11 protein-coding genes and 5 pseudogenes are annotated in these 16,093 nt (G+C 64.5%); 10 read left to right on the top strand and 6 right to left on the bottom strand.

What is annotated here, in order from left to right; translation table 11 throughout:
- Positions 1-213: 213 nt before the first annotated feature.
- From OOK38_RS33555 to OOK38_RS33565, 3 genes are all read right to left on the bottom strand, one after another.
- Positions 214-945 carry an anti-sigma factor gene (locus OOK38_RS33555; RefSeq protein WP_266849780.1) on the bottom strand — a complete coding sequence of 244 codons (732 nt, stop codon included), beginning with the start codon at positions 943-945 and terminating at the stop codon, positions 214-216.
- 106 nt (positions 946-1,051) lie between these two features.
- Entirely contained in the window at positions 1,052-3,976 is a 2,925-nt protein-coding gene (locus OOK38_RS33560; RefSeq protein ID WP_266849782.1) for a BTAD domain-containing putative transcriptional regulator, read from the bottom strand.
- A gap of 153 nt (positions 3,977-4,129) precedes the next feature.
- Positions 4,130-4,882, bottom strand: a complete 753-nt coding sequence (locus OOK38_RS33565; protein ID WP_266849784.1) for an alpha/beta fold hydrolase — start codon at positions 4,880-4,882, stop codon at positions 4,130-4,132.
- A 663-nt stretch (positions 4,883-5,545) separates the two neighbouring features.
- Between OOK38_RS33565 and OOK38_RS33570 the strand changes: the two genes are divergently transcribed.
- The 7 genes and pseudogenes from OOK38_RS33570 (at position 5,546) to OOK38_RS34675 (ending at position 11,360) form a co-directional block, all read left to right on the top strand.
- A complete protein-coding gene (locus tag OOK38_RS33570; protein WP_266849786.1) occupies positions 5,546-5,779 on the top strand; it encodes a winged helix-turn-helix domain-containing protein in 234 nt (77 codons plus the stop codon).
- 196 nt (positions 5,780-5,975) lie between these two features.
- Positions 5,976-6,243 (top strand): annotated as a pseudogene (locus OOK38_RS33575) (transposase); the annotation flags it as partial.
- Positions 6,244-6,796: 553 nt separating this feature from the next.
- Positions 6,797-7,942 carry a serine protease gene (locus OOK38_RS33580; protein ID WP_266849788.1) on the top strand — a complete coding sequence of 382 codons (1,146 nt, stop codon included), beginning with the start codon at positions 6,797-6,799 and terminating at the stop codon, positions 7,940-7,942.
- Between the two features lie 172 nt (positions 7,943-8,114).
- The gene (locus tag OOK38_RS33585) at positions 8,115-9,071 is read left to right on the top strand and encodes an SCO0930 family lipoprotein (protein WP_266849790.1); all 957 of its coding nucleotides are present in this window, start codon (positions 8,115-8,117) and stop codon (positions 9,069-9,071) included.
- 347 nt (positions 9,072-9,418) lie between these two features.
- Positions 9,419-9,678, top strand: a pseudogene (locus OOK38_RS33590) (IS701 family transposase); the annotation flags it as partial.
- A 255-nt stretch (positions 9,679-9,933) separates the two neighbouring features.
- Entirely contained in the window at positions 9,934-10,755 is an 822-nt protein-coding gene (locus OOK38_RS33595; protein ID WP_266849792.1) for a DUF3152 domain-containing protein, read from the top strand.
- 161 nt (positions 10,756-10,916) lie between these two features.
- On the top strand, positions 10,917-11,360 hold the full coding sequence (locus OOK38_RS34675; RefSeq protein ID WP_354006134.1) for an ATP-binding protein: 444 nt from the start codon (positions 10,917-10,919) through the stop codon (positions 11,358-11,360).
- A 70-nt stretch (positions 11,361-11,430) separates the two neighbouring features.
- Here OOK38_RS34675 and OOK38_RS33600 read toward each other — a convergent pair.
- A pseudogene (locus OOK38_RS33600) lies at positions 11,431-11,870 on the bottom strand (transposase); the annotation flags it as partial.
- A gap of 581 nt (positions 11,871-12,451) precedes the next feature.
- Here OOK38_RS33600 and OOK38_RS33605 point away from each other — a divergent pair.
- Genes OOK38_RS33605 through OOK38_RS33615 form a run of 3 tightly spaced genes read left to right on the top strand, consistent with a single transcriptional unit; the run spans position 12,452 to position 14,822 of the window.
- Positions 12,452-12,880, top strand: a complete 429-nt coding sequence (locus OOK38_RS33605) for a GntR family transcriptional regulator (RefSeq protein WP_266849794.1) — start codon at positions 12,452-12,454, stop codon at positions 12,878-12,880.
- Positions 12,880-13,818 carry an ABC transporter ATP-binding protein gene (locus OOK38_RS33610; RefSeq protein WP_266850017.1) on the top strand — a complete coding sequence of 313 codons (939 nt, stop codon included), beginning with the start codon at positions 12,880-12,882 and terminating at the stop codon, positions 13,816-13,818. Before OOK38_RS33605 ends, OOK38_RS33610 begins: the two co-directional genes overlap by 1 nt.
- On the top strand, positions 13,815-14,822 hold the full coding sequence (locus OOK38_RS33615) for an ABC transporter permease subunit (protein WP_266849796.1): 1,008 nt from the start codon (positions 13,815-13,817) through the stop codon (positions 14,820-14,822). Before OOK38_RS33610 ends, OOK38_RS33615 begins: the two co-directional genes overlap by 4 nt.
- Before the next feature lie 157 nt (positions 14,823-14,979).
- On the opposite strand, the pseudogene OOK38_RS33620 reads toward OOK38_RS33615, so the two are convergent.
- Together OOK38_RS33620 and OOK38_RS33625 are read right to left on the bottom strand one after the other, a co-directional pair.
- Positions 14,980-15,527: pseudogene (locus OOK38_RS33620) on the bottom strand (transposase).
- A gap of 7 nt (positions 15,528-15,534) precedes the next feature.
- Positions 15,535-16,058, bottom strand: a pseudogene (locus OOK38_RS33625) (transposase); the annotation flags it as partial.
- Between the last annotated feature and the right edge of the window lie 35 nt (positions 16,059-16,093).

The following is a 16,093-nucleotide window of genomic DNA, read 5'->3' on the forward strand; positions in this document are numbered from 1 at the left end:
TCCAAGGGCAGAGCGCCGAGAGACATAGCGGGCTATCGCCGGGCCCAGACAAGGATGGCGGCGAGGTGGAGTGCGGCCTGGTAGGCGATGGCGACATACACACCCCGTGCGACGCGGGGTCCTACTGCTGGTCTCGCCCGGACTCACCCCCGTGCTGACTGACCGGCCTCAGCGTCAGCGCCCGGAGTCAGGCGCCGACGCTCTGTTTGCGTCCTACAGACTGACACGCACCAACCTCTCGCCTCCCGAAGTCACAACCTCGAAGGCGCTGATGTCGGCGGGGCCAAGTGAACTGCTGCCGCCCAGCGTGAGCTTGGCTGGCGAGCCCTCGACCCCGTATCCCTTGGGAGGCACCGACCATTGAGAGACCACCTCCCTCTTACCGGATGTGGACACCGCTACGAGCGAGCATTTCCGGGGTCCCGTCACGCCCCCGAGCGACAGGGAAACCTCTGTCCCCCAGCCCTTGGCAAGCATCCCCACCTCTGCTTGTACGCCGGTACTCGCATCGGTACTGCTCAGTGTCCTTGCGCTGTTGGAGGCGACAACCGGTCTGGTATCGCCTTCCCCGTTCTGGCTGACGCCAGCAAGAACACCGGCGCCGGCCAGCAGGCCTCCGGCGAAAGCGGCAGCCAGCATGAAGGAGCTTCGACGCGTCTTCCCCCCTGTGCTGACCCGTATCGGAGTGGAGGCAGCGGCTGCCGCCTCTGGCTCGTACTGGAAGGTGCGTGCGGCCTCGATAGCCCGCGCGGGGTCCGGTGTGGGAATGCCATCCAGTTCGAATGGCTCCACTTCAGCCAACAAACGGACCAGAGCCCGCAGCTCGTCTTGTTCTTCCCTGCACTCCGGGCATGCCTCAAGGTGAGAGGCGAGCGCGTCGGCGCTTTCCTCCCGCCCCGCCATCGCCGCGGCCGCAAGGTCATACTTCAGTTGCTCGCAATCCATGGACCACTTCCTGCGCCTGTCGACCCCCGGCTACCACCACCCAACTACGTCAGGCCCACCGGAGTGGTTCACTCCTGAGCAGAATTCCTACGACTTCTTGTCACGATCACTCCTCACCAGCTGATAGAAGCGCCGCAAGCCTTCTTTCCACCTCCTTTACCGGGTGTACATCCGGCGTGTCCTCAGCAAGCCGCAGCGCTCGTTCCCACACCCGTCGAGCTGCCTTCGGATCGCCGGCGCACACGTGTGTATCGCCGAGCCGCATCATGGTTCCGACCTTGGTAAACGAGTCCCCAGCTTCAACCATCAAGTCCAAGGCGGTGCGATAGCAAGCGACAGCTGCCTGATGGTCGCCCAGGTGGTGGTGAACGTGCCCGAGACTGTCCCACGCGTACGCCTCCCGCTGCGGCACGTCGAGCCGGCGGAAGAGTTCAACCGATCGACGGCAGTGCACAAGCGCCTCGTCGTGGCGACCCAGCATGGTGAGGGTCCAGCCGACCGCGTTGCTGCTTTCTGCATCCAACAGCTGGTCACCAGTGGCTTCCGCCAGGCGAAGAGCCTCCCGTGTCCGGTGCAGCGCCGGGTCCACCTGTCCTGCGGAGTGCAGCAGTGCGCCGAAGGACAGGTGAACGCGCACCTGCTCGGTGACGTCGTCCACTCCGTCGAGCAGCGCTTCTGCCTTGTCGAGGTGAGTCAGCGCCTGAACGTAGTCGTGCACCCGCCCCAGGCACCCGGCCAACGCCCGGTGCAGCCGTGCCTGCTCGAGGCGATCGGCCGTCCCCTCTAGCGCTTCAAGAACATTTGACAGCACCACAGCGGCATCCGATGAACGACCTAGTGCATCCAGGTATCCGTGCAGCGGCCAGGCCAGTCGGCAAGCATCGCTGACAGATCCGTGCTCGACGGCCTGCCGCAACATCGTCCGCAGGACCCGTTGCTCGACGGCATACCACCGCAGCATCCGGTCGGCGACGTCGAATTGCTCTGGGATTACACCCGGAGCAGGCGGATCCGTGATGAATTGCGCGATGTAGCCGAGCCGAGGCCCTCCTCGGGCAGCTGTGTGCACGTAGTGGTCGTACATTCGCCTGCGTGCCTCGTCGCGCACCACCTGCGCGTCGAATTCTTCTACAAGCTCCCCCGCATACACCCTCAACAGGTCATGGAAGGCGAAACGGCCAACCGACGACTCGTTGATCATGCGTGTCCGGGTGAGCTCTGTCAGCAAGCGACGTGCGAGCGGCACCTGCAATCCAGCAAGACTCGCCGCCGCAGCCACCGAAATATCCGGCCCTGGATGCAGGGCCAAGAGACGGAACAGTCGGGCGGCTTGAGGGGTCAGCGCACGATAGGACCAGGAGAAGACGGTGCGCACATCCGCGGTGTCGTCAGGCCCGGCAAAAGCGTCGAGACTGCCTTCGGTGGCACGCATCTCCCCTACGAGGGAGCGCAAGGAGAAGTCCGGATGCAGTGTGGCCCGCGCCGCAGCAGTCGCGAGAGCCAACGGCAGTCGGCCACACCGATCTATGATCTCTGCAACGGCCTCGGGTTCAGCCTGTACACGCAACGCTCCCAGGCGCCGCGTCATCACCTCCGTGCTCTCATCTGGAGGCGGCACATCCAGCGTAAGCACCTCGGCACTGTCTGTAGTGACAAGACCGTGGAGTTGGATGCGGCTGGTCACAATGGTCATGCAGCCTGATGCCGCAGGCAGCAGCGGACGGACTTGATTCTCATCCCGGGCGTTGTCCAGTACGACCAGCACACGGCGCTGCGCCAGCATGGTGCGCAGCATGGCGCTGCGAGCGTCACTGGTCGAGGGGGCCGTCGTGGGGTGGACGCCCAGCGCGGACAAGAATCCGAGCAATGCCTCGTCCGCGTCCATCGCCGAACCGGTCGCATCGAATCCGCGGAGATCGACAAAGAACTGCCCATCGGGGAAGCGGTCTTTGACCTGATGAGCAAAGTGCAGGGCAAAGGCCGTCTTACCCACTCCGGCAATACCGCCGATCAGCATGACCGACGGAGCCTCAGCCCCTGATCCCGTCTGGGGCAGCATCCCTTGCAGGTGGGCAAGTTCAACATGGCGGCCGGTAAAGAAGGCCGACCCTCGTGGCAGTTGCGCCGGCCTCAACGCCGAAGCCGCTGCAAAGAGATCGCAACGCTGATCCACATCAGGGTGGTGGGCAGCCAGGGAATTGTCAGTAGATACGGCTGGTCCCGACCGGGCGTCCCTCACCGAAACGAGGGTGTAGGGCTCGTCAGTCCCCGTGTCGTCGTAGACCGATGCAAATCCCGCCTGCGACACGCGCTTGATAGCTGTCAAGTCGTGTCGCAAAATCGCCTCCTGCAAGACGGCGATCCCTGGGCTGGGGAGGAGGCCGAGTTCCCGGGAAAGGTACTTACGAAGTTCCTCAAATCGCGTCAGAGCCTCGGCATGCCGACCGGTGAAGTACAAAGCGCACATAAGCAGACCCCAGGCCACCTCGCGAAGGGGATGACGGGCGGTGAGCACCTCCGCAGCGTGCACCGCCTGCTGTGGATCACCGTCATGGATAAGCGTGCATATGCGCAGCTCCTCAGCAGCCACATATGCAGCCTCCAGTTGTGTCATGGACCGGGCAGCAAACTGGTAGTCCCGAGCGTCATCCAGCGCCGTGCCCCTCCACAGCGACAGCGCCTGTTCCACCTCACTGCGGGCCGCTGCCACTTGGCCTTGAGCCAGCAGGCGATCAGCTCGGGCCACACCTCTCTCGAACTGAACCGAGTCCAGAGCTCCCGGAGGAACTCTCAGCGCGTACCCATGGCTCTCTCGAATCAGCATCCCGGGCTTGCTGTGGCGGGCTCTCTCCGGTTCGAGAACGGCTCGGATCCTGCTGATGTGTGCCTGCAGGGACACCACGGCACGGGAGGGCGGACGCCCAGCCCAGACGTCCTCGCAGAGCCGATCGGTGGAAACGGGGCGCCCTTCCTCGATCAGAAGACGCAAGAGGAGCACGCGTCGTTTGGGCGGCCCGAGATCCAGCTGCATCCCCGCCCTTCGAAACACCAAGGGACCAAGAAGACCGCACCAGAGGCCGCCGTTGTCACTCTCCGTTGTCCACTCCACGCTCATTTCCTGGTCCGGGTGACCCTGCGGCCAGGCAGGCAACCGCCCGCCTGGCCGGGTCGACCCCCGCCGTTTCTAGCCTTGCGCCCCGGCCCAGAAGCGCTTCAGCACATGGGCGGCTACTCCAGGCCCTTCGAGCATCCACCAGTGGCCGAGGCCAGGCAGGCTCTCGGTTCGAGCCCCCAGCCGGGAGGCAACATCTGAGGAGGCCGCGGCGTCGTCAAACGGGTCGAGCGAAGGCTGCAGAACCAAGCCGGGAGCGGACGCTGCAGCGAGGATCTGCGGTCCCCAGTCGTGGAACACGTTGGGCGTCGCGGAGCGGTACAGATCAAGGATGGCCAGCCCCATCGTTTCATCGAAGGACTTCGCCAACTCCTGGGCATGCTCGGCGGACAGCCCAACACTCATGAGCTGCGCAGCCGCCCCCTCAGCGGAGGCGGGATCCGCGGCCAACGTGGCACGCAGCCATGCCTCGCCCGCATCGGGTGTCTGCCACAGCTGCGCTGCCGGGTGCCACTCATACTCGGGGTGCAGGATGCTGCCCACATCTACGGTCCAGGACCTCAGCGAAACCTGCGCACGGGTAGCAACGCGCGCAACGATCAACGCGCCCCAGTCGTGACCGACCAGATCTACAGGGGTGCCGATCCGCCGAAGTTCCTCCTCGAGCCAGCGCACGTACGCGTCCTTCGTGGACGTGAAGTCCGGCGTGCGCGAACGACCGAACCCGGGTAGATCCAGCGCAACCGTCTTACCGCCGAGCTGCTCTCGAACAGCGTCCCAAAGCCCGCTCGTCTCCGGTACACCATGCACAAATACTGCCGTCACAGCCCTACTCCTATTGTGATCACGACCGCGCTGCCGTCGGCAGAACTCCTTCTACTGAACGGCCCATTCACGGAACAGGTTCACGTCAGGCCACGCGGGGAAGGTAGGCAGCACGTCCTCGGCGTACGACCGCCGTTGCCACTTGATGGGGGACGAATTGGCTTGCGAACGGAGCGAACCGGCTCAGCACCGGCACCGTAGAGACCTATGACGGTTCAGGGACTCACCCCGGGAAAGCGGCCGTCGTTCCCTGTTGATCGCGTTGTGGCCGCGGTCAACAGTGCCTTCCCGTTATCCCTCGTCATCCTCCGCAGTCAGCGTCAGGGCGGGGGGCGCAGTCGCGCGACCGTCCAGTCTGTAAGTGAGCAGCTACTTACCTTGGAGGCGGGTTGCCGTAGGGGCTGACCGTCGATGATCGTTGCGATAGGCGGGATGCATGGGGTATCAGCAGGGGGGTCTCGCTGCGGAGGGGCAGGCGTTCCGCGAGCGGATCCGGATGGAGCAGCTGCGATGTTCACCGAGGGACGGGGCAGCACTGACATTGTGAAGGAGTTACGGGTCAGCGTCCCGTCGGTCCAACAGTAGCGGCGGTCCTGGAGGGAGACCGGGCAGGACGGAGTTCGATCCGGTGACGAGACGTCCCTGCTGAAGCTAAGCGAGGCGTTGTTCGCCGTACTCGAAGCTGAACTGACCAAGGGCCCGGTTGACTCACGGCTGGCCGGACCGGAGATGGACGCTGGCCAGGATCAAACTCTGATCGGCTGGCGGTTCGACAAGTCGATGGCGCTGTCAGGGATCTTGCAGATGCTCCGGCGGCATGGCTGGAGTCATCAGGTTCCCTCCCGGCGTGCGGTCGAGCGTGACGAGGCGGCGGTGGCCAGCAGGGTGAAGGACTGATGGCCGCACGTGGAAAGACCGCGCCGGACGCTCGGGGCTTGGACCGTCGTCGAGGACGAAGCCGGGTTCTCGATGACGCCGCCGGCCGCTCGCATCTGGAGCCGCGGCACCACACCAGTCATCCGGTCCGCGGACGCTCTCTGCGGCCCTTCTCCATAGCTACCCTTTGTTGCTACAAACCCGGGGCACGCTCGCCCACTGGAAGAGACTCTGGAGCTCCAACCCGCCCGGAGCGGTTGAACCGGGAGATCAAACGGCGAGTCGACGTCGTCCAGGTCTTCCCCAACCCAGCCTCCCTCGACCGACTCGCCGCCGCGGTACTGGCCGAACTCCACGACGCATGGCAGGTCTTCGCCCGCCGCTACCTCTCCAAAGCCTCCATGGCCGAACTACTCACCACCGAACCGGCTGAGGACGACCGCGCGCTGTCTCCACAACAGGAACCCAATCAGCTCGACCAGTGACTACACCACTCGGCGGGACACCATCCGCGGCGAACCCACTCGCCACCGCGGGTCTTCAATCGGTCATCGACACGCACGTACAGTGCCGTCAAGTGAGTGTCTAAATCGGTCGTCACAACCCGATGTTGGACACTCTCCCCACGTCTGAGAACCGGCAATCGGAACTACTCGTCTAGTCGAAGCGGAGCAGTTGCTCCGTGCCGTCATGCTGCGAACAAAGCAGCTACTGGAGCGACTGAGGCTGAGTATCCAGTAGAGCATGTCAACTGCTTCCATCACGTAAGGGAAGACCCGAGTCGCTTCAGTCGCTGCCAGGAGCCGATGAACACTGCGACCTGAGGGTTCTGCAAAATTGCTCGGTAGCTGCGGTCTTCAGCCAAAGAGCGCAAGCGGGATATGGGGCCCGTTCGGCGTGACTCCAAGAGCCGGTGAACCCTCCCCAAGGGATCGCCGTAGGGAGGCACGACAGACCAGAACGAAACCCGCACAGGGGCAACGTCATGTCCCCTTCCGGACCCCTTGCGAGGCCGGCAGCTAACCGGAGAGTGCACCGATGAAGCTCACGCGAACGCCCGACTCACCGAGCCCGTCGAGAGGTTGCTGGCGCCGCGGCAGCCGCCGCGCCGGTTTGGTCTGCGCGCTGCTGACCTTCACCGCACTGCTCTCCGCCTGTAGCGGTAGCGGCCTAGACGCCGCGTCAGGCGCTGGAAAATCGCGGCAGGACGCATCAGAAGACACTGACTGGCGGAACTGGGATGCTGAGGAATGGGCACGCGACGTCGACGACTTCACCAATCCCGTGATTGATGGGCTGTGGGAGCCGGAGCGAATGCGCGAGGCTCGCGACCCAGGCAAGCAGGTGGATTCCGATATCGCCGAGGCTCAGGGTGTTACCGACCCAGAGCCAACCGCTGTCGACGCTAAGCGTGTAGGAACGCCCTACCACAAGAACGCTGCCCCAGTTGGGAAAGTCTTCTTCGACAGTCCGGAGGGTTCACAAACATGTTCCGGAACGGTGGTCAAGGACCCAGCACGCCCTGGCCGTTCGAACCTCGTTTGGACTGCAGGACATTGCGTCCACGCGGGCCAAAAGGGGGGCTGGTTCCGGAACATCGTCTTCGTACCGTCCTTCAACGACAAGGGCCTCTCCTCCGCTGAACTCGAGACCGCCACAGCCCAGGAGATGTTGCCCTTCGGAACCTGGTGGGCGGACTGGGCCGCAACCTCACAGCAGTGGATATCAAATGGCACCGCCCAAGGCGGCAACGGTGCTCCGTTCGACTTTGCAGTGCTGCACGTCAAACCCGCCCCGAACAGCGACGGCAGATCGCTCGAGGAGACGGTGGGCGCCGCCCTTCCGGTCGCCTTCAACGGCCCGCGCGTCCAGGATGTCTCACAGGTCAGCGCATGGGGGTACCCGGCCGCCCAACCATTCGACGGGAGCACCATGCACAACTGCTCGGACGAACCGGGCCGGCTGTCGCTGAAGAACTCCGAGCCCACCATGTACCGAATCGGCTGCACGATGACCGGCGGATCCTCCGGAGGAGGCTGGTTCACCATCGGTGCTGACGGCAAGACAACACTGGTGTCCAACACCTCCATCGGCCCTGATCCGTCCGTCTGGCTGGCCGGACCGTACCTCGGCCACACCGCAAGGAACGTCTTCGACGAGGTCAGCGACCGCTTCGCACCCTGACGCCGCAAGTTCCTGAGCACCGACTCGCCACCCGGCCTCACATCTGTCGGCCGCGCATGGCCGGACACCACCCGTTCCTTGCTTGCGGACTTCGTGAACCTCTCGCTGTGCAAGGGCGTAGCAAGAGAACGTACAGCGCCGCCGGGCGTGAATGACAGGAGCACACCAAGTAATGATCACAATGCCCAGGTGCACCGGCGCGGTCGCGCTGGCTACAGCCACACTCATCCTCACCGCGGCCTGCAGTACCGAGAAGCAGGAGAACAGCCCGAAGGCAGACCGGACAGCGTCTGCACAACAGGACTTGGCCGGTAACACCCCGGGTACGGGTCCCGACGCGCCCGCTGGACAGCTCACGATCGCCAACGACCCGAAGATCGGACCGATCGTAACTGACGCAACCGGGTTCACCTTGTATCGGTTCACCAAAGACACTCAGGAGCCGCTCGCTTCGGCCTGCGAGGGCGACTGTGCCACGCTCTGGCCTCCTGTGCCTGCCAAGGATGCGTCCCTGCCTCAGGGCCTGGAGCCGACGCTCCTCGGCAGCCTCAAGCGGCCCGATGGCATCGCGCAACTAACCGTGGCCGGAATTCCCGTCTATCGGTATGCCAAGGACACCAAGCCCGGACAGGCCAACGGCCAAGGCGTTGGCGGCACATGGTTCGCCTCGCTTCCCGAGGAGGGGGTCCCCGGATTCGAGAGCGTGCTGGCCGCCATCACCGGTGGGGTCTCAGATGACGGAGCCGGAGAGGCTGGCGACGCCGCGGATGCGGCTCTGCCAGGTATGTCGGTCGTCGACAATCCGAAGCTCGGAAAGATCCTCGTCGATGGTCAGGGCCGGACGCTCTACCGCTTCGTCAAGGACACTGATTGGCCGATGACGACCGCTTGCACGGGAAAGTGCCTCGACACGTGGAAGCCGGCCAAGGTCATTGAGAAGAACGACGTCAACGGCATCGACCCGAAGCTTGTCATTCCTTTCAACCGGCCCGACGGAGTTCTGCAGCAGACGATCGATTGCTGGCCGCTGTACTGGTTCACCGGTGACAAGACGCCTGGCGACACGAACGGCCAGGGTGTTGACGGTTACTGGTTCGCCGCCGCCGCGGATGGAAGTCTCGTCAAGTAGTCCTGCCGCACCCGCGACCTGCCTCGGCCCATGTGACCGCCAGCCCTTCACTCGATCTTCCACCGGTCGGGGAGGGGCTGCTACTCGTGATCGTTTTCGGTTAACAAGTTTTCGCCCAATGCCGTAAATACCCACCTGATTTCCGGCTAGGGGCACGGCGGCGTCCCCGATGGCATCCGTCGGACTAATGAACCAGCCAACTCAGCGATACCACGCGCGATACGGCGGTACTGGTGCCGGAGGCGGCAGCGACTCGGGCGATCCCGCCGTGGCCGATGGCGGCGCTCGTCGAAGTGCAGCAGGTCTGATCGAGCTTGGCCCGCCGCCCACAGGCGGAAGGCGCCGCCACCACGCTGGACAAGCTGATCCGCATCGCGGGCAGCCGCTGGGCTGTGGAGGAATGCCTCCAGACAGCAAAGCAGGAGTGCGGCGCGACCTGGACGGCTACCAGGTCCGCCGCTACCCCGGCTGGCACCACCACATGACCCCGGTCATGGCCGCCCAATGTCTGCTTCACCGCCCTGCGAGCCCGAGAGCTGGACACAGACAAAGCAGAAACGGATCTCCCAACTCATCCACCTCAGCCTCGCCGAGTTCGGACGCCTGATCACCCCGTCTCACGGACCACCACACCACCCAGGTCAACGACGTTCTCCACTCATCACGCTGGCGGCGATGACGCCAGCGCCAAGCCCTCATTAGCCACTACAAATGACGCTGACACTGGGCATGACAACTTTCGAGCAATCAGACCAGGCACCGTTGCGGCACCAATTGCTGAACCATGGACGTGCCTCCCACGTTGCAACTCTGCGTAACCAACAACAGAGCCAGGACGGCACCGTGTAGCTGGAGGAGACCTGTGTCCCGCTGGACCTCACAAGGCCGGACCGCCGCTAGGAAGCGCCAGCAGAGCGCGATCGCGCTTGCCGTCATCCTGACGAGCCTTAGCGCACTCAGCTGCAGCGCCCCGCACGAGGGCAGTGCGGACCACGAGAGCGGCAAGGAAGCATCCGCGTGGTCGGAAGAGGGCCCCATGGAACAGGAGCCCGGCCCGACAACGGATGCCACGATTCCCGTAACCGGCTCAGGTACGTTCACCACCGCCAGCGACTCCCTCGATGCGGTGGGCCCCGGTACCCCTCGCCGGTACCGGGTACAAGTCGAGGATTCCCTTGTTCTCTCTCCGTCGAAGGCGGCCCTCGAAGTCAATGACATACTCGCCGATCCGCGGGGTTGGACGGCCGACGGCAACGGCTTCCAGCTCGTCGCCTCGCAAGACATTGATTTCACGGTCAAGATCGCGACCCCGTCTACTGTCGACGCCATCTGCGGCGCCGCTGGCCTAGACACCCAGGGGAAGGTCAATTGCACCGTGGGATCGACAGTAGTCGTCAACCTCAGGCGATGGATGCTCGGTTCGCCTCAGTTCGACGGCCCCATTGAGGAATATCGTGCGCTGATCATCAACCACGAGGTCGGGCACCGTCTAGGGCGCTCGCATGAAGGGTGCCCCGGGCGTGGCAAGCGGGCGCCCGCGATGATGCAGCAGATCAAGGGGCTCGACGGATGCAAGGCCAACGCGTGGCCCTATGACAGCAAGGGCCGGTACATCAAGGGCCCACCAGTGGACCGGGCAAGGCTCTGGGGAATCCCTGACCTAATACTCCGATTCCGTCGCTAAGCGCACCCAGTCAATTCCAGAGAGCGGTCAAGGGTTCACCGAATTGCGCAGTACTGCCGAATTGAGCAGAAATCCGGCCTGTCGAGTGAGTAGGTAGTGCCGCCACTCTTCCGATACCGCCTCACATCACGAGGACCAGCCGAAGAGAAGCGGACGCGATCATGCCGAACCCATCACCCTCAACTCAGGCGCCCCACTGCAGTCACCAACACTTCACCCTTCCCGCAACGAACCAATCCGTCTCAGAAGCCCGCTCCACCGTGCGCAGACATCTGCGCTACTGGCACGTGGACTCGGACCTGGCGGACCAGATCACGCTTGTCGTCTCAGAACTCTTCACCAACGCCGTCATACACAGCAACAGCAGCACAATCGAATGCGTGCTGAACGCGACCGGCAATCGCATCCGTTTGGAGGTCGCGAACGAGGGGACGGAGTGCGCATCCCTAAACGACGCCGCTCCAGCCCACGCGAGCGCAGAGCACGGCCGCGGACTCATGCTGGTCACCGCATCCAGCAATGCGTGGGGACTGCGCAACAGCAGTCACAGGCACAGCTGCGCAGTTTGGGCCTCGTGGGACCGCCCACAGCCGCATTCCACCTGAGCCAACCAGAACACGTCGGAACCACCTCGCCGGTTGCGATCCTTCGGCGTCGCGAGCGGAGTGAATGGTGGCCGAGCGTGTCTGTGATGAGGTGCCGTTTGCGTCCTTTGATCTTCTTGCCGGCGTCGATGCCCTGGCTGGTCTCGGACACGTTTGCCGAGGTCTTCACGCTCTGCGCGTCGATCACGGCCGCGGTCGGCTCCGCGCGGCGGCGATGGAAGCGACGGGTCTTGTCACGCAACAGGTCGTGGACCTGCTGGGTCGTGCCGTCCGCTTCCCACTTCGCGTAGTAGTCGTAGACGGTCTTGTACGGCGGGAAGTCGCGCGGCAGGTACTCCCACGGAATGCCGGTGAGGTTGACGTAGAGGATCGCGCGATCTCCCGTAAGTCGTGGACCCGGGCCGCCGCGCCGGAGCAGGTCCGGCCAGCTCGCCAGGCCGTGAAGACCGGTTCGATCAAGGCCCAGCGGGCGTCGGAGACATCACTGCGATACGGGCGACGAACACTCACGCCTCGCCCAACGACCACCGACGCCAGCAGTAATAGAAGCATCCCGATCTACCAACTACCTAGATCAGATGCCCTCTTAGGTGTACCCGGCCGCGAACACCCCGAGTCTGTAAAAGATAGCCGCGGACATGGAAGCCGACGCAAGGCTGCCTGGTGCGCCGCCGCCCAGCCAGGCCGATGCGTCGTCTCGCCCCTTCGTGCTGGCTCGGCAAGCTGCCTGGGATGCGCAGGGCTTTGCCGCACGCGTGCGCGATCTGTGGGTTGCAGGCCGTCTGATCAGAGGCGCGGGCCAGCCGGTCGGAGAGTCGGCTACAGACTCGCCGTGGACCGTCTGGAAGTGCACCAGGCGCTGAGTACCCGGTCCGGGCACAGAATTTGCCAGCGCTCTGCCTGTCCGCGTGCCGCGGGCGCTCGAGGTGCTGCTCGTGACGGCCGCCCTTGCGGTCGGCAGACGTACGACCTCTCCGCAGGCCCTTTCAATCGATCAAGTCGCGGAGGACGCTGCGGCGTTCGCGTGACCGGAGCGCTTTGACAGGTTCGCGATCCGTACCCCATCATCGGTCCACTAGTTAACTAGCTAAATGGTGGTGATGGGGTTGGAGTTCCGCATTGACCGGCGGAGCGGGCTAGCCGCCTATCAGCAGATTGTTCAACAGACCAAGCAGGCCCTGCGTCTTGGCGTACTCGTGCCTGGGGACCAGCTGCCGACGGCCAAAGAGGTCGCGGCGACATGCGCAGTCAACCCGAACACGACACTCAAGGCGTACCGGGAGCTGGACAGGGAGGGCCTGGTGGAACTGCGACCAGGTCTGGGCACCTTCGTCCGCCAGTCGCTGGCTCGCCCTCAGACAAGTGCGGATTCCCCGCTGCGGGGCGAGTTGGTGGCATGGATGGACCGGGCCCACGAAGCAGGTCTGGAGCAAGAAGACGTGACAGCGCTGGTCGCATCGGTGATGGAAGAGCGGTACGCCGTCACCAGGGCGGCCGTTGGAAACGAGGGACACGGATGATGAACGACGGAACGGGCCAGGGCCGGGCGGACGAGTCCGCGATAGTGGCCCAGGGTGTCGGCAGGAAGTATCGCCGTGGCTGGGCGCTTCAGGATTGCTCTTTCAGGCTGCCAGCTGGACGGATCTGCGGGCTGGTGGGCCCCAACGGCGCTGGCAAGACCACGCTGATGGGCATCGCCGCCAACCTGCTGGAACCGACCACGGGCACCCTGCGGGTGTTCGGTGCGGCCCCGGAGTCGGCGGAGGCTGGCCGGCGGACCGCGTTCCTAGCCCAGGAGAAGCCACTGTTCCGGCGCTTTACTGTCGCCGAGATCCTGCGTCTTGGTCGCGAGCTGAATCCCGGCTGGGACCAGAAGGCTGCGGAGGCCATCGTCCGTGCAGGCAATGTGCCCTTGGACGCGAAGATCGGCACGCTCTCTGGTGGCCAGCGCACCCGGGTGGCCTTCGCCGTCGCCTTCGGTAAGCGTCCCGACCTGCTCCTCCTCGACGAACCGATGTCCGACCTCGACCCTCTGGTGCGCCATGAGTTGATGAGTGCCCTGCTGGCCGAAGCCGCCGAGCGCGGCACCACCGTGCTGATGTCCACTCATATGCTTGCCGAGCTGGAGAGCACATGCGACTACCTGCTGGTCATCGCCAATGGTGGGCTGCGCCTGGCCGGTGAGGTCTACGAACTGCGCACTGCCCACGCAGTGCTCACCGGGGTCCACGACGACGGGCGGACACCTCCTGAACTGGCACATCACACGGTGATTGAAACCCGTACCAGTGGACGGCAGTTCACCTCACTGGTTCGCCCTGACGGGCCCGTCAGCGGCCCCTGGCAGGCGAGCACCCCGGACCTAGAGGAACTCCTTCTCGCCTATCTGCGATCGCCCGAGGCGCCACCTCTGATCAGTCCCAGCTCCTACGTTGCCCCGCAGGCGGTGGCGGCATGAGCATGATGACCAACACCAGCGGGCCGGCTCCCACCGTCACCGAAGCCAGCCTCGGCCGCGGCTTCCGGCTCAGCGGCATGAACTGGCTCGTCTGGCGTCAGCACCGCGCAGCCTTCTGGACCCTCCTGACCGCTGCCACGGTCACCGTCGGCGTGATCATCTATGCACGCCACCAGATGATCACGTACCTCGACGGACACGGGTGGCCGCATTTGAAGTCCGGCTGGGAGGAAGGGTTCGACCAGAATCCGCTCAATTCAACTGCAAACCTGCTCGGGTTCGTACCCATCGTGATCGGCGTCTTCATGGGTGCGCCGCTGCTTGCCGGAGACCTGGAGAACGGCACCGCCAAGCTGGTCGCCGCGCAGTCCACCAGCCGCGCCCGTTGGCTCGCCACCAAGCTTGGGATGACCTCACTCCTTGTCGTCGTGTGTACCACGGCAGTCGCCGCCGCATTCACCTGGTGGTTGACCCCTGTCAAAACATCCTCGTACGTCCTGACCTGGTCCGACGGCCCCGTATTCGACAGCAGCGGACCCGTGCCCGTCGCCTTGACCCTGCTCACCATGGTCGGTGGCGTCGCGATCGGCATGCTTCTGCGCCGGACCCTGCTGTCCATGGTCGTCACCCTGGGCTTCGCCGTCGCCGTACAGATGGTCTGGTCCCACTTCCGGATGTCTCTCGGGGACCTCATCACCGTCACCAGCCGCAACGGCGTCGTCAGCGACAACTCCTACCCGAACCTGCCCGACAGTGCACACGTGGTGGACCAGTCCTACCTCACCGCGTCCGGCGACCTTATCGGCTGGGGCAGCTGTGCGCAGGGAACGGATGGGGCAATGAACGCCTGTCTGGAGAAGGCGCAGGTCGTTGGCTGGCATATCCAGTACATTCCTGTCTCGCAGATGTCCTCAATGCAGTGGCTCGGAGCCTCGATCTTGCTCACCCTGACCGTCGGCATCACAGTGTTCGTCATCCTCTGGGGCCGAAAGCGCCTAGTCTGACCAACCGAAGCTGACCCGAATTCCGTCTCCAGGCACGGTGGAGCGACCCCGCCCGCTCCACCGTGCTCCGACGTGTACCCGAAACGGTCAACGAATGGCTTGTGCTGAAGCGCATAGGCTCGGGACCAGTGCAGAGGAGCCTGATCGCTCTCGTCCGTTACTGACCTTCGTGGCGTGATGTCGCCAGGGTGAGGTCGGTTTCTGTGAGGCATCCATCGACGAGGTTGCTGCGGTACTGGATCTGATGGAGGCCGTGGCGGAGGGTGCGTATCCGGTGGCCTGGGTCGGTGAAGGCGGTGTTGGCCCGGCTGCTGCGTCGTAGCAGTGACCAGATGCCCTCTACGGGGTTGAGGTCGGGTGCGTAGGCGGGCGGGAAGTAGCAGGTGATCCAGTCCTGGGCGTCGATGAATGCTGCAGTCGGCGGTCCTTGTGCACGTTGAGGTTGTCCCACACCAGCACCATGAGTGCGCCGAGTTGTTGGTGGGCGGCGCTCAGCAGGTCGCGGTAGTCGGTCCAGGTGAAACTGCGTCTGCCGCCCCGTTTGTGATCGACGTGCCGCTTGAGCCGGTAGATCAGACGGGAGCGTTCGCCCTGCTTGTAGCAGACCAAAGCAGCGATGGAGAAGCGGCGCTGGGAACGTCCCCGCACCCGGATCACCGAGGTGTGCCCGCGCCTGGCCCAGGTGCGCGCTGTCGGCGGCGTCATCGAGAACCGGCTTCGTCTTCGAAGCAGAGCCAGGCCCCGAGCGCCACGGCGCTTCCACCTGGGACCAGGTCTCCTTCACTCAGCCGGTGACGGCGTCCTCGTTGCGCTCCACCGCTCGGCGGGCCGGAACCTGATGGCTGAAGCCGTGCCGGTGCAGCATCTGCGCGATCGCCGACAGCGTCATGCTCTTGTGGAACCGTCGCCCGATCAGCGTCTTGATCCGCGCCAGGGTCCAAGTCTGGTCCGGCCAGCCGTGCACCACCGGCCCCCGGGCCAATTCCTGCTCGAGTACCTCGAACAGCGCCTCACTCAACTTGGGCCTGGACACTGGCCCTTTCGACTCCAAGGCTGACGTGCCGCCGTGCTCCCACGCCTGATTCCAGCGTTGCACCGACCGCACGCTGACACGCAACTGCCTGGCGACCACGGCATTGTCGTGTCCCAGGGCGACAACTCGCGTGCCTGCACACGGATGTGTTCGCGAAACGCGCGTTGCTCCGCGGTCAGCCCTCCGCCGTGCGGATAGCTCATGCAATCGGCCTACCGCTGCAACCACCACTTGTCAG

The organism is Streptomyces sp. NBC_00568 (genome assembly GCF_026341855.1).
Lineage (GTDB): Bacteria > Actinomycetota > Actinomycetes > Streptomycetales > Streptomycetaceae > Streptomyces.

What these genes read in the sequence shown, in the direction of transcription:
- OOK38_RS34675 (WP_354006134.1), top strand. Translation starts at nt 10,917, where the DNA reads ATGCCGAACCCATCACCCTCAACTCAGGCGCCCCACTGCAGTCACCAA.
- OOK38_RS33615 (WP_266849796.1), top strand. Translation starts at nt 13,815, where the DNA reads ATGAGCATGATGACCAACACCAGCGGGCCGGCTCCCACCGTCACCGAA.
- OOK38_RS33555 (WP_266849780.1), bottom strand. Translation starts at nt 945, where the DNA reads ATGGATTGCGAGCAACTGAAGTATGACCTTGCGGCCGCGGCGATGGCG.
- OOK38_RS33560 (WP_266849782.1), bottom strand. Translation starts at nt 3,976, where the DNA reads ATGCAGCTGGATCTCGGGCCGCCCAAACGACGCGTGCTCCTCTTGCGT.
- OOK38_RS33580 (WP_266849788.1), top strand. Translation starts at nt 6,797, where the DNA reads ATGAAGCTCACGCGAACGCCCGACTCACCGAGCCCGTCGAGAGGTTGC.
- OOK38_RS33605 (WP_266849794.1), top strand. Translation starts at nt 12,452, where the DNA reads ATGGTGGTGATGGGGTTGGAGTTCCGCATTGACCGGCGGAGCGGGCTA.
- OOK38_RS33610 (WP_266850017.1), top strand. Translation starts at nt 12,880, where the DNA reads ATGAACGACGGAACGGGCCAGGGCCGGGCGGACGAGTCCGCGATAGTG.
- OOK38_RS33585 (WP_266849790.1), top strand. Translation starts at nt 8,115, where the DNA reads ATGATCACAATGCCCAGGTGCACCGGCGCGGTCGCGCTGGCTACAGCC.